General features: G+C 63.7%; 20 protein-coding genes and 2 pseudogenes. 14 read left to right on the top strand and 8 right to left on the bottom strand.

Features of this window, described 5'->3' with window-relative positions; genetic code table 11:
* Nucleotides 1-54: 54 nt before the first annotated feature.
* Together JQ641_RS00450 and JQ641_RS00445 are read left to right on the top strand one after the other, a co-directional pair.
* Nucleotides 55-315 (top strand): MaoC family dehydratase, encoded by a 261-nt coding sequence (locus JQ641_RS00450; protein ID WP_249150118.1) that lies wholly within the window; start codon nt 55-57, stop codon nt 313-315.
* 238 nt (nt 316-553) lie between these two features.
* Nucleotides 554-751: a hypothetical protein gene (locus tag JQ641_RS00445; protein WP_211993735.1), complete on the top strand. Its 198-nt coding sequence runs from the start codon at nt 554-556 to the stop codon at nt 749-751.
* Between the two features lie 286 nt (nt 752-1,037).
* Here JQ641_RS00445 and JQ641_RS00440 read toward each other — a convergent pair whose 3' ends face one another.
* The gene (locus JQ641_RS00440; protein WP_211993734.1) at nt 1,038-2,066 is read right to left on the bottom strand and encodes an acyl-CoA desaturase; all 1,029 of its coding nucleotides are present in this window, start codon (nt 2,064-2,066) and stop codon (nt 1,038-1,040) included.
* 332 nt (nt 2,067-2,398) lie between these two features.
* Between JQ641_RS00440 and ykgO the strand changes: the two genes are divergently transcribed.
* The 3 genes from ykgO to JQ641_RS00425 all read left to right on the top strand — a co-directional run bounded on the left by ykgO (nt 2,399) and on the right by JQ641_RS00425 (nt 3,662).
* Complete coding sequence (gene ykgO, locus JQ641_RS00435; RefSeq protein ID WP_002718645.1) at nt 2,399-2,524, top strand: type B 50S ribosomal protein L36; 126 nt, start codon at nt 2,399-2,401, stop codon at nt 2,522-2,524.
* Nucleotides 2,525-2,617: 93 nt separating this feature from the next.
* Entirely contained in the window at nt 2,618-3,277 is a 660-nt protein-coding gene (locus tag JQ641_RS00430; RefSeq protein WP_192738964.1) for a tetratricopeptide repeat protein, read from the top strand.
* 109 nt (nt 3,278-3,386) lie between these two features.
* A complete protein-coding gene (locus JQ641_RS00425; protein ID WP_192738963.1) occupies nt 3,387-3,662 on the top strand; it encodes a hypothetical protein in 276 nt (91 codons plus the stop codon).
* A gap of 90 nt (nt 3,663-3,752) precedes the next feature.
* Here the strand turns inward: JQ641_RS00425 and JQ641_RS00420 are convergent, their stop codons facing one another.
* A complete protein-coding gene (locus JQ641_RS00420) occupies nt 3,753-3,932 on the bottom strand; it encodes a hypothetical protein (RefSeq protein WP_211993733.1) in 180 nt (59 codons plus the stop codon).
* Between the two features lie 265 nt (nt 3,933-4,197).
* Here JQ641_RS00420 and JQ641_RS00415 point away from each other — a divergent pair.
* A pseudogene (locus JQ641_RS00415) lies at nt 4,198-5,159 on the top strand (alpha/beta fold hydrolase).
* 145 nt (nt 5,160-5,304) lie between these two features.
* Here JQ641_RS00415 and JQ641_RS00410 read toward each other — a convergent pair.
* Nucleotides 5,305-5,697, bottom strand: a complete 393-nt coding sequence (locus tag JQ641_RS00410; protein ID WP_211993731.1) for a c-type cytochrome — start codon at nt 5,695-5,697, stop codon at nt 5,305-5,307.
* Nucleotides 5,698-5,926: 229 nt separating this feature from the next.
* Here JQ641_RS00410 and JQ641_RS00405 point away from each other — a divergent pair.
* A pseudogene (locus JQ641_RS00405) lies at nt 5,927-6,197 on the top strand (FAD-binding oxidoreductase); the annotation flags it as partial.
* 157 nt (nt 6,198-6,354) lie between these two features.
* Here the strand turns inward: JQ641_RS00405 and JQ641_RS00400 are convergent.
* Complete coding sequence (locus JQ641_RS00400; protein WP_211993730.1) at nt 6,355-7,554, bottom strand: TIGR03032 family protein; 1,200 nt, start codon at nt 7,552-7,554, stop codon at nt 6,355-6,357.
* A 282-nt stretch (nt 7,555-7,836) separates the two neighbouring features.
* Here JQ641_RS00400 and JQ641_RS00395 point away from each other — a divergent pair, with 282 nt between their 5' ends.
* Nucleotides 7,837-12,036 (top strand): autotransporter domain-containing protein, encoded by a 4,200-nt coding sequence (locus tag JQ641_RS00395; RefSeq protein WP_249150117.1) that lies wholly within the window; start codon nt 7,837-7,839, stop codon nt 12,034-12,036.
* A 223-nt stretch (nt 12,037-12,259) separates the two neighbouring features.
* Complete coding sequence (locus tag JQ641_RS00390) at nt 12,260-13,753, top strand: FAD-linked oxidase C-terminal domain-containing protein (protein WP_211993728.1); 1,494 nt, start codon at nt 12,260-12,262, stop codon at nt 13,751-13,753.
* Nucleotides 13,754-13,939: 186 nt separating this feature from the next.
* On the opposite strand, the gene JQ641_RS00385 is transcribed toward JQ641_RS00390, so the two are convergent.
* Together JQ641_RS00385 and JQ641_RS00380 are read right to left on the bottom strand one after the other, a co-directional pair.
* Nucleotides 13,940-15,178: an alpha/beta hydrolase gene (locus JQ641_RS00385; RefSeq protein ID WP_211993718.1), complete on the bottom strand. Its 1,239-nt coding sequence runs from the start codon at nt 15,176-15,178 to the stop codon at nt 13,940-13,942.
* Nucleotides 15,081-15,578, bottom strand: coding sequence for a putative quinol monooxygenase (locus tag JQ641_RS00380; protein WP_249150116.1), 498 nt, complete (start codon nt 15,576-15,578; stop codon nt 15,081-15,083). Before JQ641_RS00380 ends, JQ641_RS00385 begins: the two co-directional genes overlap by 98 nt.
* A gap of 182 nt (nt 15,579-15,760) precedes the next feature.
* Between JQ641_RS00380 and JQ641_RS00375 the strand changes: the two genes are divergently transcribed.
* Genes JQ641_RS00375 through glcF form a run of 3 tightly spaced genes read left to right on the top strand, consistent with a single transcriptional unit; the run spans nt 15,761 to nt 19,061 of the window.
* Nucleotides 15,761-16,450 (top strand): ArsR/SmtB family transcription factor, encoded by a 690-nt coding sequence (locus JQ641_RS00375; RefSeq protein ID WP_192738957.1) that lies wholly within the window; start codon nt 15,761-15,763, stop codon nt 16,448-16,450.
* Between the two features lie 32 nt (nt 16,451-16,482).
* Nucleotides 16,483-17,721: an FAD-binding protein gene (locus JQ641_RS00370; protein ID WP_211993716.1), complete on the top strand. Its 1,239-nt coding sequence runs from the start codon at nt 16,483-16,485 to the stop codon at nt 17,719-17,721.
* Complete coding sequence (glcF, locus tag JQ641_RS00365) at nt 17,718-19,061, top strand: glycolate oxidase subunit GlcF (RefSeq protein WP_211993714.1); 1,344 nt, start codon at nt 17,718-17,720, stop codon at nt 19,059-19,061. The genes JQ641_RS00370 and glcF overlap by 4 nt, the downstream gene beginning before the upstream one ends.
* Here glcF and JQ641_RS00360 read toward each other — a convergent pair.
* Entirely contained in the window at nt 19,058-19,504 is a 447-nt protein-coding gene (locus JQ641_RS00360; RefSeq protein ID WP_211993713.1) for a hypothetical protein, read from the bottom strand. The genes glcF and JQ641_RS00360 overlap by 4 nt on opposite strands.
* 424 nt (nt 19,505-19,928) lie before the next feature.
* On the opposite strand from JQ641_RS00360, the gene JQ641_RS00355 reads away from it, so the two are divergent.
* Nucleotides 19,929-20,942: a TorF family putative porin gene (locus tag JQ641_RS00355; RefSeq protein WP_211993711.1), complete on the top strand. Its 1,014-nt coding sequence runs from the start codon at nt 19,929-19,931 to the stop codon at nt 20,940-20,942.
* 184 nt (nt 20,943-21,126) lie between these two features.
* Here JQ641_RS00355 and JQ641_RS00350 read toward each other — a convergent pair whose 3' ends face one another.
* Entirely contained in the window at nt 21,127-22,872 is a 1,746-nt protein-coding gene (locus tag JQ641_RS00350) for an ABC transporter ATP-binding protein/permease (protein WP_211993707.1), read from the bottom strand.
* A 297-nt stretch (nt 22,873-23,169) separates the two neighbouring features.
* Between JQ641_RS00350 and JQ641_RS00345 the strand changes: the two genes are divergently transcribed.
* A complete protein-coding gene (locus JQ641_RS00345; RefSeq protein ID WP_211993706.1) occupies nt 23,170-24,834 on the top strand; it encodes an L-lactate permease in 1,665 nt (554 codons plus the stop codon).
* Nucleotides 24,835-25,465: the final 631 nt, after the last annotated feature.

Genomic DNA, 25,465 nt, shown 5'->3' with positions numbered 1-25,465 from the left:
AGTTGGTCGCGCGCGCAGGGTAAGACCAATTTCGGCGGCATCATGATGCACGGCATGAACAATTTCGGGCCGATCTCGCGGATGCTGACCGACTGGGCCTATTCAGCTGACGCTATCCACCGGCGGCTGGAAACGCGATGGGTCAAGCCGATGAAGTCCGGCGACACCATCCAGCCGAAGGGAATGGTCAAGTCGAAGCGGGTGACCAAGAACTCGCGCTGGGTGCTGATCGACGTCATGGTGCGCAACCAGACGGGCGAGAAGGTCGCGAGCGGCGAGGCGATGGTCGAGTTTCCGGACGACGCGGCCGCATGATCCGTGTTGACGTCGAATCTCGGTATCCAAGGCGTTGCCATAAACCACGGTGCCTGGGCCGGTCGGCTCGGCAGCAAGACCCAACGCGGCTTCTACGACCACAGTGGCGACAAGCCGGTTCCGGCGCGATAGCGACAGGCCGCAGCTTTCCGGTCCGCGTCCGAGACACGCGACATTAACCTCCGCCAGGTAGTCTGCGACCTCCGCCCGTAGTCTGCCCCGCGTTGGAGCGTTGCGTATGGATATCTCGACCATGGTCAGCGGCATTCTCGCCACTCAGGATGAGAGTAAGCAGCTGCAAATCGCGACCACCGTCCTGAGATCCACCGCCAAGGCAGATGCGGAGAAAATCGCGGCCCAGGCGCTTTTGGCCGGGCAGTCTTCGCCCGCCGATCCTGGCCCCGGCGTCGGCGGCAATCTCGACGTTACCGCCTAGCCGGAAGTTGCAGGCTCGCCGGCGCGTGAACCATTGATCCGATCTCCGATCGGCGGAACGGTTAATGGCTGTACTGGCTACAAGTTGCCTGCACGCGCAAACAGCCGTTTGGCAGGGCCATGAGCGGTCTTGAAGTTGCGCAATGTTAAAATAGTGCCGGTGATTTGCCCGACGCGTCAAATGTTTCGCGGGCAAAGCATCCACATCGGCGACACCCCTTGTTTCTTTGCATGGGGTTGTTTTCGATATTTTCGGTTGGAAGCAAAAGCCGCGTTGAGTGGACCCTCTACTCGGCTGGGACGCCGGTCGAGCCGCGCGTCGTCAGTTTGCTCCCGGCAGGCTGCTTTGCCAGATGCGCGCTCGGCGGCACCACGTCGGTGGCCAATCCGAGCCATGCCAGAAAGCGAATGGTGAGCCAGGTGTTGTCCATCTCCCACCAGCGATGACCATGGCGCGCCGAACGGGGGTCGGCGTGGTGGTTGTTGTGCCAGCCTTCGCCGTTGGAGATCAGGCCGACGATCATATTGTTGCGGCTGTCCTCGTCGGTCTCATAATTCCGGTAGCCCCAGACATGCGTCACCGAATTGACCGCCCAGGTGATGTGCCAGACCAGCACGGTGCGGACGAAGACGCCGAACAGGAGAATGCCGAGGCCGGTCTGCGTTGCGTCGGCCGGCGTTGCGCCAAGCAGCCAGGCCACGGCGAATCCGGCGGCGAAGAACAGCGGCATCTGGATGAGATTGATCCAGATCAGCCAGTGATGGCGTTCCAGCGCGACATAGAAGCGATCGCGCAAAATGTCCTTGGCGTAGCGCTCATAGATCCCGAGCCGCGACAGCTCCGGCTGATGCACCAGGATCCAGCCGATATGGGCCCAGAAGAAACTTGCCAGCGGGCTGTGCGGGTCCGGCTGCTGGTCGGCGAATTGATGGTGCCGGCGGTGGATCGCGACCCAGCGCGCCGGCGTTTCCTGCAGGCAGGACATCGCGATGACAACCATCGCGTGCTCCAGCCATTTCGGGCATTTCAGGCCGCGATGGGTGAGCAGCCGGTGGTAGCAAAGGTTGATGCCGAACAGCCCGCACAGATGCGTGCCCACGATGGCGACGATCAGGCCGCTCCAGCTGAAATAGCCTGGCAGCAACGCCAGCAGCGCCAGGGCGTGGTAGGCGCCGATCCCCAGAATGTAGGGCCAGTTGAGCTGATACGGCAGCACGCCGGCCGGCAGCAGCAGCCTGGCGCCTGGGGGCAGGTTAATCGGGGCGTCAGGGGTCAGCACCGCAGTCTTGACGGTCGGCCGGGGAGCGGTCGTCATAAGGAGGCTAGTTCCATTCTGCGGGGAGGCGCCGTCGGCGGCGCAAGGGAGCGATTCCTCTTATACGGTTCGCGCTGGCACCGGGGTCCAAAATCTGGGGCTAATTGACGCTGGATTCCCGAGAAAAATCGCTGGAGAATCAGCTGGCTAGCAGCCTCCCGAGGCAGATGGACCGGATTTCGCAGGGTTGATTGACATTCTCCCCTGCGATGGCTTAGAAACCGCCCCGTCCCGGGCGGTATGGCCGCTGGCGGGAAAAATCTCATTTTGCCACTTTCGGGTAGCGCAGGTTCGGCCTCCATCACGGCCTTTCAACGCATCAGGATTGTCCCATGAAGGTCCGTAACTCGCTGAAATCGTTGCGCGGTCGCCACCGCAACAACCGTCTGGTCCGCCGCAAGGGCCGGGTCTACGTGATCAACAAGGTGCAGCGCCGCTTCAAGGCCCGTCAGGGCTGAGGTCGGCTTTTCGCCCTTAGATTCCGTCACGCTTCACAGGTCTTTGACGACGTGCTGCTTTGCAGCGCGTTTTTGTGCGTCTAGACTTGCCCCATGGCTTTGAGATTCCTGCAAGCTCCTAACTGCCGGATCGCGATCCTTGTCGCCGCTGTCATGACAGCCGTGCCGGTGATGGCGTTTGCCCAGAACGATCCCCGGATCATCCCGCCGCCCAAGCAACAGAAGAAGCTGCCGGAAGCGCCGAGCAAACTGCCGAAGGTCGGCGCCGATCGGACGCGCGGTCTGGATTTCCTGTTCGGTGCGCTGAAGGCTGCGCCCGATGAGGCCAGCGCCAAGCATGTCGAGGCGCGGATCTGGGCGCTGTGGATGCAGACCCCGAGCGATACCGCGGCGCTGTTGATGGTGCGCGCCAAGGCGGCCATGGACGCGCAGAAGGCCGACGTCGCGCTGAAGCTGCTGGATGCCGTGGTCAAGCTGCGACCCGATTATGTCGAAGCCTGGAATCGGCGCGCGACGCTGTATTATCTGAAGAACGACTACGCCCATTCGCTCGAGGACATCCGGCAGGTGCTGGTCCGCGAACCCCGCCATTTCGGCGCGCTGGCCGGGCTCGGCATGATCATGCAGGACATCGGCGAGGAAAAGCGGGCGCTGGAAGCGTTCCGCAAGGCGCTCGCGGTCAACCCGTACCTCGAAAAGGTGCCGGAACTGGTCAAGACGCTGACGGAAAAGGTCGAGGGCCGCGATATCTGATTCAATCAGAAGCGCTGTGGTCCGTCGCGGTTAACCCTGTTTCCGGACAGGCCGGAACGTTTCCCGCCAACGCATTATTATCGGCCGTCAGCTTGTCAGGAGCGAAGCCATGAAATCATTGCTGCTGGCCGGCGCGGTGATTGTCACTGCCGGCACGAGCGCTTTCGGCGCAGACTATTGGGTGGTCGGCGACCGCGCGGCCAACAAATGCGAGATCGTCACCAGCAATCCAGTGATCAACGCGCAGGTCGGCGGAAATATCTGGTTCGGCAGCGGGCCCTATCGATCACTCGACGATGCCAAACTCGCACGCACGACCCTCAGCGCTTGCCCGAAGGTAGAACAGCCTTCCTCCGATGCGGGGGATGAGGACAAGTCGGACTGAACAAGTCGGACCAAATCAGGCTGGAGCGTTTTCAAGCCAAGCATGCCCTCGGACCTGGATCCGGGGGTGGATACCGTTTCGCGTAACGTCCTAGTGCAGCACGTTGCTGCCGCGCGCCATGCCGTCGAGGCCTGCCGCCGCGTAGAACTGCGCCAGCTCCGCTTCCAGCTGTTCATTGACCAGCAGCAGCGCCTTCAGCGCGCCGCGCATGTCGCCATTGCAGGTCGCTACGATCTGGTCGATGGCCGCTTCGCTTGCGTCGGAAATCATGGATAGTCCTCCGATTGTACCGTGGAACAATGTGTGGTCTTCGCCTGCGTTCCTGTGAATTTTGGGTACAAGTTTCAGGTTGCGGCCACACCTCGATCAAACACGTCGACACATGGCGAAAGTGTTAGCGTGAATGTATAAAAAGCCCAGTGACGGCAGTATGACCCCGCTATCCACAGGGTTGGGCGGACTGTGGAGAACTCCCGAAACCCGCACCCATTCCGGCCGTATCTCGTTGGTGCCCAAGATCATTCGGACATTTTCAATGGTGGTAGCGATTGTCGTGGCGGCGCTGATGATCCTGGCGTTGGTCACGCAGGGAGGGGTGTGGCTGACGCAGCGGGCCCATCCCGCCCAGGGCAAGATGGTCGAGGTAGCCGGCGCGACCCTTCATATCGTCGATATCGGCCCGCGCGATTCGGCCAGCCCTCCGATCGTGATGCTGCATGGCGCCAGTTCGAACCTGGAGGTGATGCGCCAGCCGGTGGGTGATCGGCTTGCGAAAAGCCATCGGGTGATCCTGATCGATCGTCCAGGCCACGGCTGGAGCACGCGCGCCAATCTTGAGGACTCTACGCCCGAAATTCAGGGACGGATGATTGACGAGGCGCTGGCCAAGCTCGGCATCGGGCGTGCGATCCTGGTGGTGCATTCCTGGGCGGGCGCGCTCGGCGCGCGCATGGCGCTGGATTATCCGGAGCGCGTCGCCGGCATGGTGATGCTGGCGCCGGTGGCCTATCCGTGGCCGGGCGGCGTCGGACGCTACAACCAGATCGTTGCGACGCCCGTGATCGGCCCGTTGCTGGCCCATACGATTACGCTGCCGCTGGGTAAACTCCTCATCAATTCCGGCGTCCGCGGCGTGTTCCTGCCGCAACCGGTCCCGGACGGATATGTCGAAAACACCGCAAGCTCGCTGCTGCTGCGCCCGCGCGAGTTTCTCGCCAATGCGCGCGATCTGGTGACGCTGAAGGCGGCCGTCGCCGAGCAGTCGCCGCGCTATGCCAGTATCAAAGCGCCGATCACGATCGTCACCGGCGATGTCGACAAGACGGTGTCGACCAACATCCATTCGCGGCCGCTGGCGGCGACCGCGCCCAACGTCAAATTGATCGTGCTGCCCGGCCTCGGTCACATGGTGCAGAACGCGGTGCCGATCTCGTAATCTCCGAGATCGAAGCGATGATAGGCAAAATGGCGCAGAACACCGCGGCCGCAGCGAACTGAAACGCTTGTGAGCGAGCATGCCCTGGGAGCTGATCGCCAAGGGCGGATAGCGCTTTGCGTCAAGAAAACGCGTCAAACCAGAAGCGGGAGCTTCGGCTCTGCTTCAATCAGAACCGAAGCTCTGGAATGGCGATATTGACAGCCGCTACTTGGTCTTGCCGTCCTTGTCGTATTGCACAAGGAACGCCCAGAGGTCGCCCGCCTCCTTCTCGTTCTTGATGCCGGCGAACACCATCTTGGTGCCGGGAATCTTCGCCTTCGGCTCCTTGATGTATTCGAGGAACACATCCTTGCCCCAGGTAATGCCGGAGTTCTTGTTGGCCTCCGAATAGGAGTAACCTGCCGTGGTGCCGGATTTGCGGCCGTCGAGCCCATTCAGCTCCGGCCCGACCTTGTTCTTGGCGCCTTCGCCGATCGCATGGCAGGCCATGCATTTGTTGAACGAGGATTTGCCGGCGGTGACGTCCTGCGCCAGCGCGCCCGACACGGCCATCAATGAGGTGACAACAACCAGCGTACCCAAGATCGGTGTTTTCATGTGGTGCTCTTCGTCTCTTTCCCTAGAGGTCGATTGCTTTTGGCAGGCTCGTTCCGATTGGACAAGCCACGAAACTTTGACAGGTTCCGGCATCGCAGGCTTGCCCGAGAGCGAACTCACGATTTGGGGGAGGCGATCCGACATTGGTGTGATGGCCTACCCAAATGCGCCCAGACGTGCTTGATTTACCGCGACAAATCGATAACGGGCTAGGCCCTGGAGGAAACGCATGGCCATTATGATGCCGGCTTCCGATCAGGCCGTTCTGGACCGCCGCGACGCCATTGTGGCCGCATTGCGGGGGATCCTGCCGGGTGAGGGCGTGATCGACAGCGCAGCGGAAATGGTCCCTTACGAGTCCGAGCCTGATGGCGTACCGGCAGCCGCCGATGGTCGTGGTGCTGCCCGACACGACCGAGCAGGTCTCCAACGTCCTGAAATATTGCTTCGAGCAGGGCATCAAGGTGGTGCCGCGCGGCTCCGGCACCTCGTTGTCCGGCGCAATTACGGTCCAGTGCACTCAATTGATCCGCCGAGCGCTTCGAGTGGATGATAGTCACAATGAGAGTTAAGCGCACCGTAATCTCGATTGAGACATCCGCGAACGACAAAGCCCCGCGCGCAAACCCGGGGCTTTGTTATTTACCCCGCTGTCGCTCAGCTCGGCAGCGCGCCGTCGGCGAGCGGATCGTGCGTGATCAGCCCGAGGATTTCGTCGCTGGCGAAGCCGAGCGACATCGGACGCATCGCGCCGGGCACGACCGCAAGGTCGTAGAGCTCCGCCACCGCGCCGTCGAGGCGGAACCAGTGCACGCAGGCCCCGCTGTCGAGATCGATCACCTGCACGCCGCACCACGGCTCGGAATCGGCGTCCGCGAGCTTCTGATCGAGCGCCAGTCCCTCGAAGCGCTGATAGCGCGGCTTCGACAGCCCGACGAAGGCGTGGTTGCCGTGGAAGGCGAGCCCGCGCAAAAAGCCGGGGCAGAACGCCAGCACGTGGAATTTGGCCGCGCCGCCGCCTGATCCCGGCTCGATCCAGCCGAGTTCGCCGGTGCCCGAGTTCAGCAGCCAGAGGCGGTCGCGATAGATCCGCGGCGAATGCGGCATCGACAGGCCGCCGATGACGATCTCGCCCGATTGCACGTCGATGACGACACCGCCGCTGGCACGCCGGTCACGCCAGCCGTCGATGGTGTCGGACCTGCTCACGGCGGTGACGTAGCGCGGCACGCCGTCCGCCATGGCGAGGCCGTTCAGGTGGCAGCGGTCCTCCTTGACGATTCCCGAGATGAACGGCGGCTTCCACAGCGGCGTGAAGCTGTGGCGCTCGGACGGCGTGGCGAGGCAGTTGTAAAGCGTGTTGACGAACACCACGCGCCCGTCCTTGAGAACGCCGACGTCGTGCGCGTCGATCTCGCCGGTGACATAGGTTTCGCGCGGCACATAGCAGGCATCGAACACATTGTTGATCTGCTCGCCTGGGTTCAGCACGTTCTTGAACCGCACGATCTGGAACAGCGTCGCCAGCAGCAGGGTGTCCTTGTCGGGAACGCAAATCCCCATCGCCTTGCGGAAGAAGCGCTCGTCGACCATGAGCCCGCCATCGACGTTCTGCCCCAACAGGTAGAACTTGCCCGACTGATAGGACGAGACCGCGAGCGCGATCCGCTGCGCGGCGAGGAAGCCGGGCAGGCCCGGCGACATCGAATAGGTGACGCGCTCTTCGGCCGGCGTCGACTGCGGCTCGGCGGCCTTGGTCTCTTGCCCGGCGGGCGCGATCTCCGTGCTCGCCGGAGGGGCGGCTGGTGCCGGCCTTTCCTCGTCGTCCAACGCGGATGACAACTCCCGCTCGCTCATGCCTTCGCTCCTGCCGATCCCAACGCATCCTAGCAGTCTATCCTGCCGCCGCACCGTGCGAATCGCGCCGCGAACTGCAATGACGTATGAAATCGGCGCGGAAACTCAAATATCAGAATAATTTCAGAAAATCGCGGAACGTAATCGCCATGAAAGTCCAGACTCGCATTGATGGGCCGACGCCGGTCCAGTAGTCTGGCGAGGAACCGCCGCCGGGTGGGGCGTACGGCCGCTTGTGCTGCAGAGCATAAGAGTACGGCCCAGGCGACGGGAGTTGGGGTCTTGAATTCTGGTCATGCAGGCGCGTTGCGCCGGCGGGTTCTGCTGTCGGGCACCATGCTGGCGGCGGCGGTCGTCGGCTATGGCCGTCGCGCCTATGGCGCTTGCGTGAACTCCGGCGGCTCGACCTACCAGTGCTCGGGCGCCGAAGTCACCACGCAGACGATCAACGCCAACAACGCCAGCGTCTCCACCGTCGCCGGGTTCAGCGTCAACACCGCCGCCGGCCATGCGATTACGATTACCGGCGACGGCGCCCTGTCCTATACCGACACCAACGCCTCGTCGCTTACCGCTGCGGCGGGCTACGCTCTTAATGTTCGCTCCAACGGCGACTTTGCCGGCACGCCCGGCAGCGTCACCATCGCCACCAATGGCGCGCTCAGCGGCGCCGCCGGCATTGTTGGGCAAAACAACGGCACGGGGGCGCTGACCATCACCGCCAACGGCAATGTCACCGGCGCCGGTGGTAACGGCATCTTCGCGCAGAACAACTCCGGCACCGCTCTCACCGTGACCACCGGCGCCGGCACCACGGTCAGCGGCGGCTTCGGCATCCGGGCGCGCAACTTCGGCACGGGCGCGCTGACCGTCACCGCCAACGGCGATGTCACCGGCACCAGTGTTAACGGCATCTACGCGCAGAACAACTCCGGCACCGCTCTCAGCGTAACCACCGGCGCCGGCACGACGGTCAGCGGCAACTTCGGCATTCTTGCGCGCAACTTCGGCACGGGCGCGCTGACCATCACCGCAAGCGGCAATGTCACCGGCACCAGTGTTAACGGCATCTACGCGCGGAACACCGGCACCGATCTCACCATGACCACCGGCGCCGGCACGACGGTCAGCGGCAGTACCAACGGCATTTTTGCGCAGAACTACGGCACGGGCGCGCTCACCATCACCGCCAATGGCGATGTCACCGGCACCAATGGTAACGGCATCTACGCGAGGAACAGCGGCACCGGCACCGCTCTCAGCGTGACCTCCAGCGCCGGCACGACGGTCAGCGGCGCCACCCTTGGCATTTATGCGGCCAACGACGGCACGGGCGCGCTGACCGTCACCGCCAATGGCGACGTCACCGGCACCGGCACTTACGGTATCTTCGCGCGGAACAACAGCACCGGCACCACTTTCAGCGTGACCACCGGCGCCGGCACGACGGTCAGCGGCGGCACCTCCGGCATTCTTGCGCGCAACTACGGCACGGGCGCGCTGAGTGTCACCGCCAATGGCGATGTCACCAGCACCACTGGTTTAGGCATCTACGCGCGGAACTTCGCCGGCACCGATCTCAGCGTGACCACCGGCGCGGGCACCACGGTCAGCGGCGGCGGCTTCGGCATTTCTGCGATCAACAGCGGCACGGGCGCGCTGACCGTCACTGCCAACGGCGATGTCACCGGCACCTCTAATCGCGGCATCAACGCATACAATTTCGGCGCGGGCACCGATCTCACGGTGACCACCGGCGCCGGCACGACGGTCAGCGGCGGCACCAACGGCATTAATGCGCGCCACTACGGCACGGGCGCGCTGACCATCGCCGCCAACGGCGATGTCACCGGCACCGCTGGTAACGGCATCGACGCGCGGAACATCGGCGCCGGCACCACTCTCACCGTGACCACCGGCGCCGGCACAACGGTCAGCGGCACCAACGGCATTTTTGCGCGCCACTACGGCACGGGCGCGCTGACCATCGCCGCCAACGGCGATGTCACCGCCACCAGTGGTGTCGGCATCGACGCGCGGAACACCGGCGCCGGCACCACTCTCACCGTGACCACCGGCGCCGGCACGACGGTCAGCGGCGCCAACGGCATTTTTGCGCAGAACTACGGCACGGGCGCGCTGACCATCACCGCCAACGGCAATGTCACCGGCACCTCTAATCGCGGCATCAACGCATACAGTTCCGGCGCGGGCACCAATCTCACCGTGACCACCGGCGCCGGCACCGCGGTGAGCGGCGGCAACATCGGCATTTTTGCGGACAACCAAGGCACGGGCGCGCTGACCATCACCGCCAACGGCAATGTCACCGGCACCAATGATAACGGCATCTTCGCATACAATTCCGGCGCGGGCACCAATCTCAGCGTGACCACCGCAGCCGGCGCAACGGTGAGCGGCAGCACCAACGGCATTTTTGCGCGCACCAACGGCACCGGCGCGCTCGCCGTCACCGTCGCCGCCGCCGGCACCGTGAGCGGCACCAGTGGCTTTGGCATCCAGGCTCTCGGCCGCCCTGCGACCGTCACGGTGGCCGGCACGGTGAACGGCGGCGCCAGCGGCGCCATCAACTTCGACCAGGCGGGCGCCTTCGCCAACCGCCTCGAACTGGTGACCGGCGCCGTCATCAACGGCAACGTGCTCGGCGGCCTCGGCACCGACACGCTGGGGCTGAGCGGCACCGGATCGGGCAGCTTCAATGTCGGTCAGCTCTCCTCGTTCGAGGCCGGCGAGAAGACCGGCAGCGGCAGCTGGACGCTCACCGGCACCAACGCCGGCATCGGCACATTCGCCGTCAGCGGCGGCACGCTGGCGGTGAATGGCAGCCTGAGCAACGCGGCTTTCACCGTGAGCGGCGGCACGCTCAGCGGCACCGGCACGGTTGGCAACACGTTGGTTTCCGGCGGCACCTTCGCGCCGGGTTCGGGCACGCCCGGGTCATCGATGACGGTCAGCGGCACGCTCGGCTTCAATGCGGCGGCGGCCTATGCCATCAACATCAATCCAACGACATCGTCGTTAGCCAACGTCTCGGGCGTGGCCACGCTCGGCGGCGCGACCGTGAATGCCAACTTTGCGACCGGCAGCTATATCGCCAAGCAGTACACCATCCTGACCGCCGGCAGCGTGAGCGGAACGTTTAATCCGACCGTCGCCAACACCAATCTGCCGGCGAACTTTCACGATACGCTGAGCTACGATGCCACCCACGCTTACCTCAACCTGATCCTGAGTTTCACGACGCCCGCGTCCGGCACCCTCAACGGCAACCAGAACAACGTCGCCAACGCGCTGATCAATTCCTTCAACAGCAACGGCGGCATTCCGTTGACGTTCGCGACGCTGTCGGCGGGGAGCCTGTCCCAAGCGTCGGGCGAGTCCGCGACCGGTTCGCAAGCGACCACGTTCAATGCCATGAACCAGTTCATGGGTCTGCTGACCGATCCCTTTATCGATGGCCGCGGCGATGGTCCAGGCGCGGGCGGCACCAGTACCGCCAACGGTTACGCGTCGACGCAAAAGCCTGCCGCCCGTGACGCCTATGCGATGTTCACCAAGGCGGCGTCCCCCTCCCAACCCTCCCCCGCAAGCGGGGGAGGGCTAGGGTGGGGGCCGCGCTGGAGCGTGTGGGCGGCGGGCTATGGCGGCTCGCAGACATCAGACGGCAATGCTGCGCTCGGCTCCAACACCGCGACTTCGCGCATTGCCGGCACGGCGGTGGGCGCCGACTATCGCTTCTCGCCGTTCACGATCGCCGGCTTTGCGCTGGCCGGCGGCGGCACCAGTTTTGCCGTCAACGGAATGGGAAGCGGCCGCTCTGATCTGTTCCAGGCCGGAGCGTTCGTGCGGCACAATGTTGGCCCGGCGTATCTGACGGCAGCGCTGGCCTATGGCTGGCAGGACGTCACGACCGATCGCACCGTGACCATCGCCGGCATCGACCGGTTGCGCGCCGAGTTCAAGGCCAATGCCTTCTCCGGCCGCGCCGAGGGCGGCTATCGTTTTGTCGGCCCATGGATCGGCGGCATCGGCATCACGCCCTATGCCGCCGGACAATTCACCACCTTCGAGCTGCCCGCCTATGCCGAACAGGTTCTGTCCGGCGCCAATACGTTTGCACTCGCGTACGGCGCGAAGAGCGTCACGGCCCCGCGCAGCGAGATTGGTGTGCGCACCGACAAGTCCTGGGCGATGCAGAACGCGATCCTCACGCTGCGCGGCCGGCTGGCGTGGGCCTATGACTATAATACCGACCGCTCGATCGGCGCGACTTCCCAGACGCTGCCCGGCGCATCCTTCGTCGTCAACGGCGCGGCGCCGTCGCACAACAAGGCGCTCACGACAGCGTCCGCCGAAGTGAAATGGATCAACGGCTGGTCCGCCGCCGCGACGTTCGAGGGTGAGTTCTCCGACGTGAGCCGATCCTACGCCGGCAAGGGCGTCGTTCGCTATCAGTGGTAGGGACTCCCGTTGTAGGCACTTTTCGCAGCGGGTTGCTTGTGGCACGGCCCGTTTCGAATGGACAAGCCACGAGAGCTTGACGGGTTTCACCACGGCCGGCCTTTTCCGGTCCATCGCGGACGCTCCGGATGTCCATTGGCCTTACGCAGCCTACCCAAGCGCGTCGAGACGTGCTTGATTTACCGCGACAAATCGATCACGCACTAGGCCCTGGAGGAAACGCATGGCCATTATGATGCCGGCTTCCGATCAGGCCGTTCTGGACCGCCGCGACGCCATTGTGGCCGCCCTGCGGGGGATCGTGCCGGGCGAGGGCGTGATCGACAGCGCAGCCGAAATGATCCCTTACGAGTCCGACGGCCTGATGGCCTATCGGCAGCCGCCGATGGTCGTGGTGTTGCCCGACACGACGGAGCAGGTCTCCAAAGTCCTGAAATATTGCTTCGAGCAGGGCATCAAGGTGGTGCCGCGCGGCTCGGGCACCTCGCTGTCCGGCGGCGCGCTGCCGCTGGCCGATGGCGTGTTGCTGGGCCTCGGCAAATTCAAGCGGATCCGCGAGATCGATTTCGACAACCGCGTGGTGGTGACCGAGCCCGGCGTGACCAATCTCGCCATCAGCCAGGCGGTGGCGCATGCCGGGTTCTATTACGCGCCCGATCCCTCGTCGCAGATCGCTTGCTCGATCGGGGGCAATGTCGCGGAAAATTCCGGCGGCGTGCACTGCCTGAAATACGGCATGACCACCAACAACGTGCTGGGCTGCGAGATCGTGCTGATGTCAGGGGAAATCCTGCGCATTGGCGGCAAGTCGGCCGAGAACGCAGGCTACGACCTGATGGGGATCATCACCGGCTCCGAGGGCCTGCTTGGCGTCATCACCGAGATCACGGTGCGGATCCTGCAGAAGCCGGAAACCGCCCGCGCGCTGATGGTCGGCTTCGCCGAGGTCGAGGCCGCCGGCGAATGCGTGGCCCGCATCATCGGCGCCGGCATCATCCCGGGCGGCATGGAGATGATGGACAAGCCGGCGATCCACGCCGCCGAAGCCTTCGTCCATGCCGGCTACCCGCTCGATGTCGAGGCGCTCCTGATCATCGAACTCGATGGTCCCGGCGTCGAAGTCGATGAACTGATCGGCCGCGTCGAGGCCATCGCCAAGGGCTGCGGCTCCACCACGCTGCAGATTTCCACGTCTGAAGCCGAGCGCAACCTGTTCTGGGCCGGCCGCAAGGCGGCGTTTCCGGCCGTGGGCCGGATTTCCCCTGATTATCTCTGCATGGACGGCACCATTCCGCGCGGCGCGCTGCCCAAGGCCTTAGCGCGCATCCGCGACCTCTCGGCCAAATACGATCTGCGTGTCGCCAATGTATTTCATGCCGGCGACGGCAATCTGCATCCTTTGATCCTCTACGATGCCAACCAGCCCGGCGAGATGGAGCGGGCCGAGGCGTTCGGCGCCGACATCCTGCGCTGCTGCGTCGAACTCGGCGGCGTGCTGACCGGCGAGCACGGCGTCGGCATCGAGAAACGCGATCTGATGCCGGAAATGTTCAGCGAGATCGACCTCAACCAGCAGCAGCGGCTGAAATGCGCGTTCGACGCCCAGGGCCTGCTCAATCCCGGCAAGGTGTTTCCGACCCTGCACCGCTGCGCCGAGCTCGGCCGCGTGCATGTGCACGGCGGCAGACTGGCGTTTCCTGATTTGCCGCGGTTCTAGCCGGATATTCCGGCTTTCGATCCAGAGCGTTTTCAAGCGAAGTGGATACCGGTTCGCGTGTAAGAAAACGCGTCAAAACAAAAAGATAGAGCCCCGTTCAGATTCCATCGGAACGGAAAAGGCGACGTGGTGCTCGCCTTCGGTGCGTCAGCACGGAGAAAATGCTCCTTTCCTGTCCGTTGGTGTTCAGGCTGGAATCGGTGCGACGTCGTTGCCGTGCAAGAAATTGATGCTTTCCCGCCAAAGCGCCGGACGCATGGCTTCCAGATGCATCAAATGGGTGCCTCGGCTGATCTTGATGTCGCGCTTCACGGGTGCTTGCGTGAACGCGTTGAATAGCCACCGCGCATCATTATCCAGCATCAGCCCATCCCATTCGCCGCGGATGATTGCGACCGGCGATTTGACCTGGGTCGGGTCGTAGCCAAGCTGGCCGTGCCACGCCTTGATAATCTCACTGAACGGACCGAGGGGTGTCTTGACGCCGGCAGGATCGCGTGAGCGGCCCTCCGGATCGCTGTCGAGATACGATTGGCTCCATTGGTCGAAGTGAACGCGCGAAAGCACCGGCGGCTCATGCGCGGGCACATCTTCGATGAACCTGTTCCACTGATCCTCCGTGGTCACGATGCGCCACGCAGGGAGCGCTGCTGGAGTTTCATAGCGCCGCGGCTCGCGTCGCCCGATCGGCGCGAACAGCACGAGCCGGTCAATCAGCGCCGGATGGGCCGATGCGAGCAGGCTCGCAGGCATCGAACCCCAGGAGTGTGAGATCAGCGAAAGTTTGTCGACATTCTGGTGGCCGAGGATGAAGCGGACTGCCGCTTCCAGTTGCTTCGCCGCATCCTGGGCTACGCAAAGCGGAGCGCTGTCTCCCGCCGGCTGATCCATTTCCGGATAACGGCCGGAGTGCCCGAAGCCGTAGAAGTCCAGTCCCCAGACATCGAAGCCGGCCTCCGTCAGCGCATCGCGCCAGGATTTGCCGTCAAATCTGTGCGCGATGGAAAGCGCGGATGGAAAGGTCGCGCCATGGACGTAGAGCACGACGCGACGCGGCCGGGATTCGCTATTTGGAACAGGCAGGAAGCGAAGGAACAGCGACAATCCCTCGCGCGGGCCAGGAAGCCGGAAATGCTGTTCCCGGGGGTCGAGTTTTGGCGCGGCCGAAACATCCGTCATGCGATTACCTGACCACGATTTGCGCTGATGGAACTTGCTTCGGAAACATCCGGCAGGCGCGTGAAGGTCCAGACAACCAACGCGCCTCGCCGGTATCAGTTTCCGCCGATCAATTCGATCACGGTCGAAGTGATGGTGCGTCGCAAGCCTACAGCAAGGTGTATTGCATGCGCTCACGCTTGGCGAGAAGCGGCAGTGCTTCGCGGGCGATGTAGGTGTTGAAGTACACACTTTCCTGATGCGCATCGAACGCGGCCTCGTCACGGAACAGTTCGTAGAACAAAAACTGCGCCGGGTTTTCCCTGCCGCGTCCGATCAGGAACAGCTTTACGCCGAGATCGCGCTGAGCATCAGGCAGGAAGCGCTGCAGAATATCGGCCACCTTGTCCGCCTGGCCTTCTTTGGTTTCCCATTGTGCAACCACCAGCAAACCACCGCCGCTGATGGCCTCACTGACGGTCTCCTTGTCCATTGCATATTGACTCACGTTCATCGCTCCCTGGTTTTGCTCGGATCGAGATGATGAAATGGCGAAAGGCGAGAAGTTGACGATCGCCATCACTGCACCGAATGTTCCGATTACCGATCGTCGGCTAAGCATTTCGGTGAGCGGCGGTTCGCGCCGCGTGACATTCGAACTCTGCATGATTTGCTCCATCGATTGTTGTCGGTCGCCGACCAACGCGACCTTGCATCGATGGTTCGCAGGATTCAATTCGGCCGCGGTCGAAGTACTCACGTAAGATATAGTTCGATCGTAATCGAAGCGTTCAGGTGGAACGGCGTGCGAAAGAGCGCGTTGGTGCCCGACCGAACCTGGAGGCAGCAATGGCGACCATCGTCCCGCAACTCGCCGAAATCGCCCAACTGGCGGCGGACCCCGGTCGCGCCAATATTCTGTCGGCGCTGATGGATGGGCGCGCGCTCACTGCGGGTGAATTGGCTGCCGTCGCCGGGGTCACCCCGCAAACGACGAGTTCGCACCTCGCGAAGCTCGTCGAACGCGAGCTCTTGACGGTCGAAAAACGCGGGCCGCGCCGGTTCTATCGGCTGGCGACGCCACTCGTGGCGCGGATGCTGGAAGGGATGATGAATGTGGCCGTGACCGGGCCGCCGCGATTCCGGCCGCCGTCAAAAATCGACGATCAGATGCGCAGGGCGCGAACCTGCTACGATCATCTGGCGGGCGAACTTGGCGTCACGCTCACCGACAGCATGATCGAACGCGGGCATCTCACGCTTGAAGCCGACGCCGGCGAACTGACCGCGCAGGGATCGACGTTCCTGGCCGGCCTCGGTATCGATCTCAATTCGCCCGGCCGCGGCCGGCGAGCGTTCTGCCGGCCCTGTCTCGACTGGAGCGAACGGCGGCCGCATTTGGCGGGACGGGTTGGCGCATCGATCGCAAATCTCGCCTTTGCGCGGGACTGGATACGCCGGCGGCCTCAGGGCCGATCGGTCGAAATCACCGAGGACGGCATCGCAGCATTCAGGGACTTGTTCGGGGCGCGAATTTGATTTCGGTCGCGAATTTGGCTACCCGCTAAGGCGTGGACACTCTCAAAGTACGTGATGCCAAGGACGTCGAGCAGGTGGTGCGGGCGGCGATCGCCAGCGAGCAGCCGCTGGAGATCGTTGGCCATGGTTCCAGACGCCTGGTCGGCCAGCCGATGGCGACCAACGCCGTGCTCGAACTGTCGGCGCTGAACGCAGTCACCGCGTATGAGCCGAACGAGCTGATCATCACGGTCCAGGCGGGCGCGCCGCTAGCCGATGTGCTGTCGCTGATCGACTCCAAGAACCAGCAATTCGCGTTCGAACCGATGGACACTTCGGCGCTGCTCGGCGTCTCCGGCGCCGGCACCATCGGCGGCATGATCGGCGCAGGCCTGGCCGGCCCGCGCCGCATCAGGGCCGGCGGCGCCCGCGACCACCTTTTGGGGGCGCATGCGGTGTCCGGCTTCGGCGACAGTTTCAAAACCGGGGGTAAGGTGGTGAAGAACGTCACCGGTTACGATCTCTGCAAATTGCTGGCGGGGTCGTGGGGCACGCTGGCGGTCATGACGGAAGTGACGCTGAAGGTGATGCCGAAACCCGAAAGCGATCGCACGCTGGTGCTGCGCGGGCTCGACGATGTCACCGCCAACCGGGCGATGACCGCGGCACTGGGCTCGCCCTACGACGTGTCGGGTGCGGCGCATCTGTCGTATCAGGCGTTCCGGCCCGCGGTCGGCGCCTTGGCCGGGCTCGGAGCGCCGGGGCAGGCGGCGACCCTGCTGCGGCTGGAAGGCATCGCGGCTTCCGCCGCCGACCGCGCCGGCTCGCTCGGCAAGACGCTGGCGCCGTTCGGCGCCGTGGAGGTCCTGCAAGACGCTGTTTCGGCCGCGATCTGGAGTTCGATCCGCGATGTCCTGCCGTTTGCCGCCCAAGGCGCGCTGGGGGCGTGGCCGGTGTGGCGGATCGTGTGTCCGCCGGCGTCCGGCGGCGCGCTCGGGCAGCAGCTTGCGCGCGACACCGGCGGCGACGTGATCTACGATTGGGGCGGCGGGCTGATCTGGGCGGCGTTGCCGCCCAAGCCGGACGCGCAGGCGGCGCTGCTGCGGGCGCGCGTCGATGCCGCCGGCGGCCATGCGATGCTGGTTCGGGCGTCCGAACTGGTGCGGCGCAATGTCGACGTGTTCCATCCGCAATCCGGCGGCGTGGCCGCCCTGAGCGAGCGCGTCCGCCTGAGCTTCGATCCCAGGAACATCCTCAACCGGGGCCGCTTGCTGCGGGCGGTCGCGACATGAAAACCGAATTCTCACTCGCCCAACTGGCCGATCCTGACATCGCCGAAGCCGACAAGATCCTGCGGGCCTGCGTGCATTGCGGGTTCTGCACCGCGACCTGCCCGACTTACGTGCTGCTCGGCGACGAACTCGATAGCCCGCGTGGCCGGATCTATCTCATCAAGGAGATGCTGGAGAAGGACCGCCCGCCGACCAAGGAGGTGGTCAAGCATATCGACCGCTGCCTGTCCTGCCTCGCCTGCATGACGACCTGCCCCTCGGGCGTGAACTACATGCACCTGGTCGATCAGGCGCGGGTCAGGATCGAGCGGGATTATTCCAGGCCGCTGGGCGAGCGGGCCTTGCGCGCGGTGCTGGCCTTTGTGCTGCCGCGGCCGGGTCTGTTCCGCGCCAGCATGATCATGGCGCGGCTGGGCCGGCCGTTCGCGGGCCTGTTGCCGACACCGAAGACCGCATCGGCGACGCCCACCCTGCTGCGGCGGATCAAGGCGATGCTGGCGCTTGCGCCCGGCAGCCTGCCGGCGCCGGGACCTGCCGCCGGCAGTGTCTTTCCGGCCGTTGGCGACAAGCGGGGGCGGGTGGCGCTGCTGCAAGGCTGTGCCCAGCAGGTGCTGGCGCCGCGCATCAACCAGGCCGCCATCAATCTCCTGACGCGCCACGGCATCGAGGTGGTGCTGGTCAGGGACGAACAATGCTGCGGCGCGCTCACCCATCACCTCGGGCAGGACGGCGACGCACTGGCGCGGGCCCGCGCCAACGTCACGGTCTGGCAAAGCGAAGCAGACCAAGGTGGCCTCGACGCCATCCTGGTGACGGCGTCGGGCTGCGGCACGGTCATCAAGGACTATGGTTTCATGCTGCGCGAGGACCGCGAATTCGCCGGCCCCGCTGCGCGAATATCCGCGCTGACAAAGGATATCACCGAGTATCTCGCCGGCATCGATCTGCATCCATCGAGCCAGCAAGGCGACGTCACCATCGCCTATCACTCGGCTTGTTCGCTGCAGCACGGACAGAAAATCACGCACGCGCCGAAAGAATTGCTTTCCAAGAATGGATTCGTGGTGAAAGATGTACCCGAGAGCCATTTGTGTTGCGGTTCGGCGGGGACCTACAACATTCTCCAGCCTGACATTGCGAGCAGATTGCGCGATCGCAAGATCGCCAATATTGCGACAGTCAAACCGGACATGATCGCTGCGGGCAATATTGGGTGCATGGTGCAGATTGCCGGCGGTACGTCAGTTCCTGTGGTGCACACGATTGAGCTTCTCGATTGGGCGACAGGAGGTCCAAAACCTGAATTGAAGGGGTCTGGACTGAGGCCGGCATTGAACTAATCGATCGGCCGACTATTCGAGCGCTCGACTGACACGACCAGCGGCAACAGGAGGACCACGATGGCTAAAGCGAAGAAGAGCAAGAAAAGCAAGAAGGCTAAAAAGGCCAAGAAGGCGGTAGCGGCGAAGAAGAAATCTGCCAAGAAGTCGTCGAAGAAGGCCGCCAAGAAGTCGGCAAAGAAATCCGCCAAGAAGGCTTCGAAGAAGAGCGCAAAGAAATCCGCCAAGAAGGCAGCGCCCAAGAAGGCTGCCAAGAAAGCCGCCAAGAAAGCTGTGGCGAAGAGCCCGGCGAAGAAAAAGAAAGCCGCCGCCAAGCCTGCTGCGTCCAAGCCGGCAGCCCCGGCGGCGGCTCCGGCGCCAGAGCCCGAAGCTGCGCCCGCTCCGAGCTGGGCAACGCCGAGTTCGGAGTCATCGACCCCGTCATGGGGCTCCGGCTCGTCCAATGGCGGCGATCAGCACTAGGTCGTCCGCGACCCGCCAAGGTTGATTGATCGGAAAGCCGCAGCGTCCACCGCTGCGGCTTTTTCCTTGAGGCCGGCCGGCTGATCAATTTCACCACGGATTTCTACGGAGGCAGTTGATTCGGCCGCTGTTCAGGCAAGCGGGCAGCTGACCCCTTGTTTTGCCGGTTCCAGATGTCGCCTGACGGACACGAGGGCCGCCAAACTTGTTGTGGGAATGCAACACCCGCGGACAACATTTTCCGAAACGGGTAGAACGCCTAAAAAGGCGGCAGATGATTGTCTTTTTTGCTTCACGCCCATGACGGCAAGTCCCAGATTGCAATCAGAATTTGGTTGCAGTCGGTTATCGCTTGCCCTGGGGGCCACCGGAACGGGACTGTTCTAGAAGGTGATGGGGATCGTCATGAAGAAACTGGCTTTGTTAGCAACGGCGCTGGCAATGGTATCGGGTTCGGCTCTCGCGGCAGACTTGCGCGTCAAGGCTGTGAAGGCCCCGCCGCCTGTCGTGTTCGATCCCTGGGATATCGCCTTCGGCGCCGGCATCACCAACGATTACATCTTCCGCGGCATCACCCAGTCCAACCACAAGCCGTCGGTCAACGCCTATTTCGAGCCGCGCTACAACGTCACCAAGGACTTCCAGCTGTATGTCGGCCTGGGCGCTGCCAGCATCTCGTTCCCCAACCGTGCCGCCGCTGAAGTCGACGCCTACGGCGGTGCCCGCCTGACCGTTGGCGCCTTTGCCTTCGATGTCGGCGCCTGGGGCTACATCTATCCGGGTGGAACCTGCCAATACGGCGGCGGCGCCGTCGCCGATTTCGCCGGCGTTCCGCTCAGCGCTGAATGCCAGGCGAACACCCTGCTCAATCTCAACGTGCTCAAGAAGGACGTCAGCTTCTTCGAGGTCTACGGCAAGGTGAACTACACCTTCAACGACAACTTCTCGCTGGGCGGCACCGCTTATTATACGCCGAGCTTCCTCAACAGCGGCGCCGAAGGCACCTATGCTTCGATCGTCGGCAAGGCGATCGCGCCGAGCGCCTGGTTCGGCACCAGCGGCCTCGGCATGTACGTGTCGGGTGAGTTCGGCCGCCAGTGGCTGGGCACGTCGGACTCGTTCTACGGCACCCTCGCGTTCCCGAATGGCATCAACTACGCCGACTACAACACCTGGAATATCGGCATCGGCTTCACCTACAAGGTGTTCACGCTGGACTTCCGTTACTCCGACACCAACCTGTCGAAGGGCGATTGCAACGCCTTCACCAGCGACTTCACCGCTCGCGGCGAACTCAACGCCTTTACCGGAACCAACGTCACTGCGATCAATCCGTCCGGCGTGGGTTCGAACTGGTGCGGCGCAGCCGGCATCGTCAAGCTCTCGGCTGACCTGACCGCGCTGACCAACCTGAAGTAATATCTTCCTCGCGAAGATCCGGGGGCGGCAGAGCAATCTGCCGCCCCTTTGCTTTTGGGGCGGCTCCGAGGCAATGGGATTGGCGGCGCACCGCGCGCGCGATCTATCACCGCAAGCGGAGCCGGCCGCAGCCGCACGGGCTGATCGGCGGCCATGTCGTCAGCGCCATGGTTGCTAATCAGGCTTACGCCGGCTGGGCGCTGACCGCTTCCCGCAGCGTGAACCGGTCGCCGTCGCGGACCATGGCGACGTGGCGCTGGTGGAAGGCCTCGAGCGTCGAGCGGTGGCCGATCGAGACGATGGTGGTTTGCGGCAGTTCCGAGCCAAGCAAATCGTACAGCGCGGCTTCCGAGGGTTCGTCGAGCGAGGCGGTCGCCTCGTCGAGGAACAAATATTGCGGCGCGTGCAACAGCGCGCGCGCCAGGGCGAGGCGCTGCTGCTCGCCAAGCGAGAGCATCCGGTTCCAGTGCGATTCCTCCTCCAGCCGCCCGGCAAGCTTTGGCAGGCCGACCTGGGTGAGCGCTTCCCTGACCCGATCGGCGCTGAAGGTTTCGGTTGCGCCGGGATAGGCGATCGCCCCATGCAGCGATCCGATCGGAAAGTAAGGCCGCTGCGGCAGCATCATGACCGACGCGCCGGCGGGGATGGCGATCGAGCCGCTGCCGAACGGCCAGATGCCGGCGATGGCCCGGAACAGGGTCGACTTGCCGGAGCCCGACGGGCCGGTGAGCAGCGTACGTTCGCCGCCGCGAAGGCTTAAGGCATCGGCCGAGACCAACGGCGTGCCGTTGGGCAGGCGCAGCGTGAGCTCGCGCAGGTCGATCGCCGTGCCGCCCTCTGATGCGACGACGTCGATCGATTCGCTCGATTTCTCCAGCGCCGTGGCGCTCGCGATGGCGGCTTCAAACCCGTCGAGACGGGCGACGATGGCGCGCCAGTCGGCCAGCGTGCGGTAGATCGTGACGAAGATCGACAGCGACGACTGCACGCTGCCGAACGCGGACGCGGTCTGGGTCAGGCCGCCAAGCTGGACCTTCTTTTCGAAGAAGGCCGGTGCCACCAGGATGTAGGGAAAGATCACCGCGGCCTGCGAATAGCTCGCGGTGAACGTGGTCAGCCGCTTGGTCCGGCCCATGATGCCGTACCAGTTTTCGATCACATGGTGGAAACGCGCCCAAAGCCCCATGCGCTCCGCGCGTTCGCCCTGCAACAGCGCGATCTGCTCGGAGTTCTCCCGTGCCCGAACCAGGTTGAAGCGAAAGTCGGCCTCGAATTGCTGCTGCTTGAAATCAAGCCGCACCAAAGGCGAGCCGATCCATTGCGTTAGCGCCGTGCCGAGGACGGCGTAGATCAGCGCGCCCCAGACCAGGTAGCCCGGGATGGCGTACTCCTTGCCGAACAGGTGCAAGGGGGCGGCTGCCGACAGGCCCCACAGGATGATGACGAAGGAAAGCAGCGTCACCACCGAATTCAGAAGGCTCAGCCCGATATCCAGCGTCCGCTCGACGAACAGCCTGACGTCGTCGGCAATGCGCTGGTCCGGATTGTCGGCGGCGTCGCCCTGCAATTGCATGCGGTAGTGATTGGCGCCGTGCATCCATTCGCCGAGATAGTGCCGGGTCAGCCAGCGCCGCCAGCGAATCTGCAGCCATTGATTGAGGTAGAGCTGGTAGACGGCAAGCACGACGGCGCAGCTCGCCAGCACGCAAAAGACGCCGATCTCCCGGACGAAGACGTCCCAATTGTATTCCTGCAGCGCGTTGAAGAAGCGATTCTGCCACTGGTTCACGAGGACGTCGATCGCGACCAGCAGCAGTTGGATCGTGATGACAGCCGCGAGCAGCGCGCGGCCGGCCCATTTGTCCTCGGAACGGAAATAGGGCGCGGCGATCCGCCATACGGTCGCGAGCGTCGAGCGGATGTTCTTCACGATGGTCTCCGGGGAGGGGCCCTTAAAGGGCTGAAAGAATGGAAGAATTTGACGTTGGACTAAAGTCGTAGATTTTTCGACCTGCGGCGACTTGTCGCGGGGGCCAGGCAGACCCTAGCATGGCTGTCACGGCGAGGGGCGGGGGACCTCTGAACTTCGCGAGGTTGTGAGCGGGTTTCGGCGAACTGCCGAACCAGCAGTCGATCTTGCGGATGAGAGCACGTTTCCGCAGGCGCCAGGCACACCGGACCGTCCACACGGCCGGGTGCCCAATAATAATCCGGGGAGAATCCGAACATGTGGGATCAAGTCTACAATCCGCTGGGCAACGCGACCTTGTCGACGCTCGCCGCTGCCGTGCCGGTGGTCACGCTCCTGGTGCTGATCGCCAGCGGCAAGGTCAAGGCGCACATCGCGGCCATCATTGCGTTGATCGTCGCCAACATCGTCACCATTGCCATCTACCATATGCCCGCGGGCATGTCGGTCCGGGCATCGCTGCTCGGCGTGGTGGTCGGCTTCTTCCCGATCGGCTGGATCGTCCTCAATGTCATTTTCCTCTACCGCATTACGGTCGAAACCGGCCGCTTCGAATTGTTGAAACGCGCCATCGGCGGGGTCACCAACGACCGTCGCCTGCAACTGCTCCTGATCGCGTTCGCCTTCGGCGCATTTTTTGAGGGCGCGTCCGGTTTCGGCACGCCGGTCGCGATCACAGGCGCGGTTCTGATCGGGCTCGGCTTCTCGCCGCTGGCGGCCTCCGGCCTGTCGCTGATCGCCAACACCGCACCCGTTGCCTATGGCGCGCTGGGCACGCCGATCCAGGGCCTGGCCCAGGTCACCGGCCTCGATCCCTATATTCTCGGCGCGATGGTCGGCCGGCAATTGCCGCTGTTCTCGCTGATCGTGCCGTTCTGGGTGGTGTGGGCCTTTGCCGGCTGGAAAGGCATGAAGGACGTGTGGCCGGCTATCCTGGTCACCGGCGTCTCGTTCGCGATCCCGCAATTCGTGATCTCGAACTACATCAACCCCTGGATCGTCGACATCGGCGCCTCGCTGATTTCGATGGGATGCCTGATCCTGTTCCTGAAAGTGTGGCAGCCCAAGGAGCTTTGGTTGTCGCCCGCCTTGCGCGGCAAGGATGAATCGGCCGCGACCATGACGACGCCGAAGCCGATGGACAGGACGCCGCTCACGCAAGGCGAATTGTGGAGCGCGCTGCTGCCATGGATCATCGTCTGTGTGGTGATGCTGATCTGGGGCAATGGCGGGTTCAAGAGCTGGGCGAACGCCAGCTTCGTCTGGAAATATCAGGTCCCCGAACTGCACAACCTGATCAACAAGGTGCCCCCGGTCGCCGCCAGGCCGACACCGGAAGCCGCGCTGTTCGACTTCACCTATCTGTCGTTCACCGGCACCGGCATGCTGATCGCCGCGATCATTTCCGGTTTCCTGATGAGCTTCTCGCCGGCGAGGATGATTGCGGAATACGGCCGCACCATCAAACTGTGCGCGATCTCGCTGATCACGATCTCGGCGATGCTGGCGATCGGCACGCTGACGCGGCTATCCGGCGTCGATGCCACGCTCGGCCTCGCCTTCGCCGCAACCGGCGTGCTCTATCCTTTCTTCGGCACCTTGCTCGGCTGGCTCGGCGTGGCGCTGACGGGATCGGACACCGCTTCCAACGTGCTGTTCGGCAATCTGCAAAAGATCACGTCCGAGCAGTTGGGCCTGCCGCCGATCCTGATGGCCGCGGCCAATTCCTCCGGCGGCGTCATGGGCAAGATGATCGACGCGCAATCGATCGTCGTCGCCTCGACGGCGACCAACTGGTACGGCCACGAAGGCTCGATCCTTCGTTACGTGTTTCTGCATTCGATCGTGCTGGCGTGTCTGGTCGGCGGACTGGTGACACTGCAGGCTTACGTCTATCCGTTCACGTTGATGGTCCTGCAGTAGGGCGCAACTGAACCTACGGAGAAGATGTCGTCCCTGCGAACGCAGGGACCCATACTCCGCGGCGCTCGTTTTGCGAAAGGTATCTAACGTCTGCGCGCTCACCGATGGGCCGCGGCGTATGGGTCCCGGCTCAAGGCCGGGACGACAGCGTGTTTGTTGTTGCACTGTGCTGAACACACCTTCGCATTCTCGCGACGCATTGCGCCCGAGCTTTGCCAGAAACTTCCCGCCCTCCAAACAGAGGGCGCAGGGAAGACCGGGTGCGCGCTGCACCCGCGGTCCCGTGTGCGGTTTGCACAAAACAAAGTGCACACGAGCATACAGGGCAGCGGAGAACACCCGGCCTTCCCTGCGCAATGGCTTTACGGCTTATGCCGTGATCTCCCCGGAGACGAGTTCTTGGTTGACTCCGTCGCTATCGTTTCCGCTCACGCTTCTCCGACAGCTTGACGCCGGCAACGGGCGCCAGGACCACACGGTTTTGCCGTACGCCTGTATACGCCGTCGTCAGGCGCAACAAACGTCCACCGCATCCCGCCGCGCGTTCGTGACGTGCGCACGCCCCTCTTGTCGGGCGGGACGCGATGATTCAAACCGCTGATTTGCCCGACGAGGGAAGCGGAATTTTGCC

This window comes from Bradyrhizobium sp. JYMT SZCCT0180 (assembly GCF_018130165.1).
In the GTDB taxonomy this organism is placed as follows: domain Bacteria; phylum Pseudomonadota; class Alphaproteobacteria; order Rhizobiales; family Xanthobacteraceae; genus Bradyrhizobium.
Note: the sequence above shows the minus strand (reverse complement) of the source record. Positions and strands in the feature narration are given on the sequence as shown.

Bases quoted from the DNA above. Each gene is read 5' to 3' on its own strand.
- JQ641_RS00450 (WP_249150118.1), top strand. From the start codon at position 55: ATGAACAATTTCGGGCCGATCTCGCGGATGCTGACCGACTGGGCCTAT.
- JQ641_RS00445 (WP_211993735.1), top strand. From the start codon at position 554: ATGGATATCTCGACCATGGTCAGCGGCATTCTCGCCACTCAGGATGAG.
- JQ641_RS00440 (WP_211993734.1), bottom strand. From the start codon at position 2,066: ATGACGACCGCTCCCCGGCCGACCGTCAAGACTGCGGTGCTGACCCCT.
- ykgO (WP_002718645.1), top strand. From the start codon at position 2,399: ATGAAGGTCCGTAACTCGCTGAAATCGTTGCGCGGTCGCCACCGCAAC.
- JQ641_RS00430 (WP_192738964.1), top strand. From the start codon at position 2,618: ATGGCTTTGAGATTCCTGCAAGCTCCTAACTGCCGGATCGCGATCCTT.
- JQ641_RS00425 (WP_192738963.1), top strand. From the start codon at position 3,387: ATGAAATCATTGCTGCTGGCCGGCGCGGTGATTGTCACTGCCGGCACG.
- JQ641_RS00420 (WP_211993733.1), bottom strand. From the start codon at position 3,932: ATGATTTCCGACGCAAGCGAAGCGGCCATCGACCAGATCGTAGCGACC.
- JQ641_RS00410 (WP_211993731.1), bottom strand. From the start codon at position 5,697: ATGAAAACACCGATCTTGGGTACGCTGGTTGTTGTCACCTCATTGATG.
- JQ641_RS00400 (WP_211993730.1), bottom strand. From the start codon at position 7,554: ATGAGCGAGCGGGAGTTGTCATCCGCGTTGGACGACGAGGAAAGGCCG.
- JQ641_RS00390 (WP_211993728.1), top strand. From the start codon at position 12,260: ATGGCCATTATGATGCCGGCTTCCGATCAGGCCGTTCTGGACCGCCGC.
- JQ641_RS00385 (WP_211993718.1), bottom strand. From the start codon at position 15,178: ATGCGCATCAGGAAAGTGTGTACTTCAACACCTACATCGCCCGCGAAG.
- JQ641_RS00380 (WP_249150116.1), bottom strand. From the start codon at position 15,578: ATGCAGAGTTCGAATGTCACGCGGCGCGAACCGCCGCTCACCGAAATG.
- JQ641_RS00375 (WP_192738957.1), top strand. From the start codon at position 15,761: ATGGCGACCATCGTCCCGCAACTCGCCGAAATCGCCCAACTGGCGGCG.
- glcF (WP_211993714.1), top strand. From the start codon at position 17,718: ATGAAAACCGAATTCTCACTCGCCCAACTGGCCGATCCTGACATCGCC.
- JQ641_RS00355 (WP_211993711.1), top strand. From the start codon at position 19,929: ATGAAGAAACTGGCTTTGTTAGCAACGGCGCTGGCAATGGTATCGGGT.
- JQ641_RS00345 (WP_211993706.1), top strand. From the start codon at position 23,170: ATGTGGGATCAAGTCTACAATCCGCTGGGCAACGCGACCTTGTCGACG.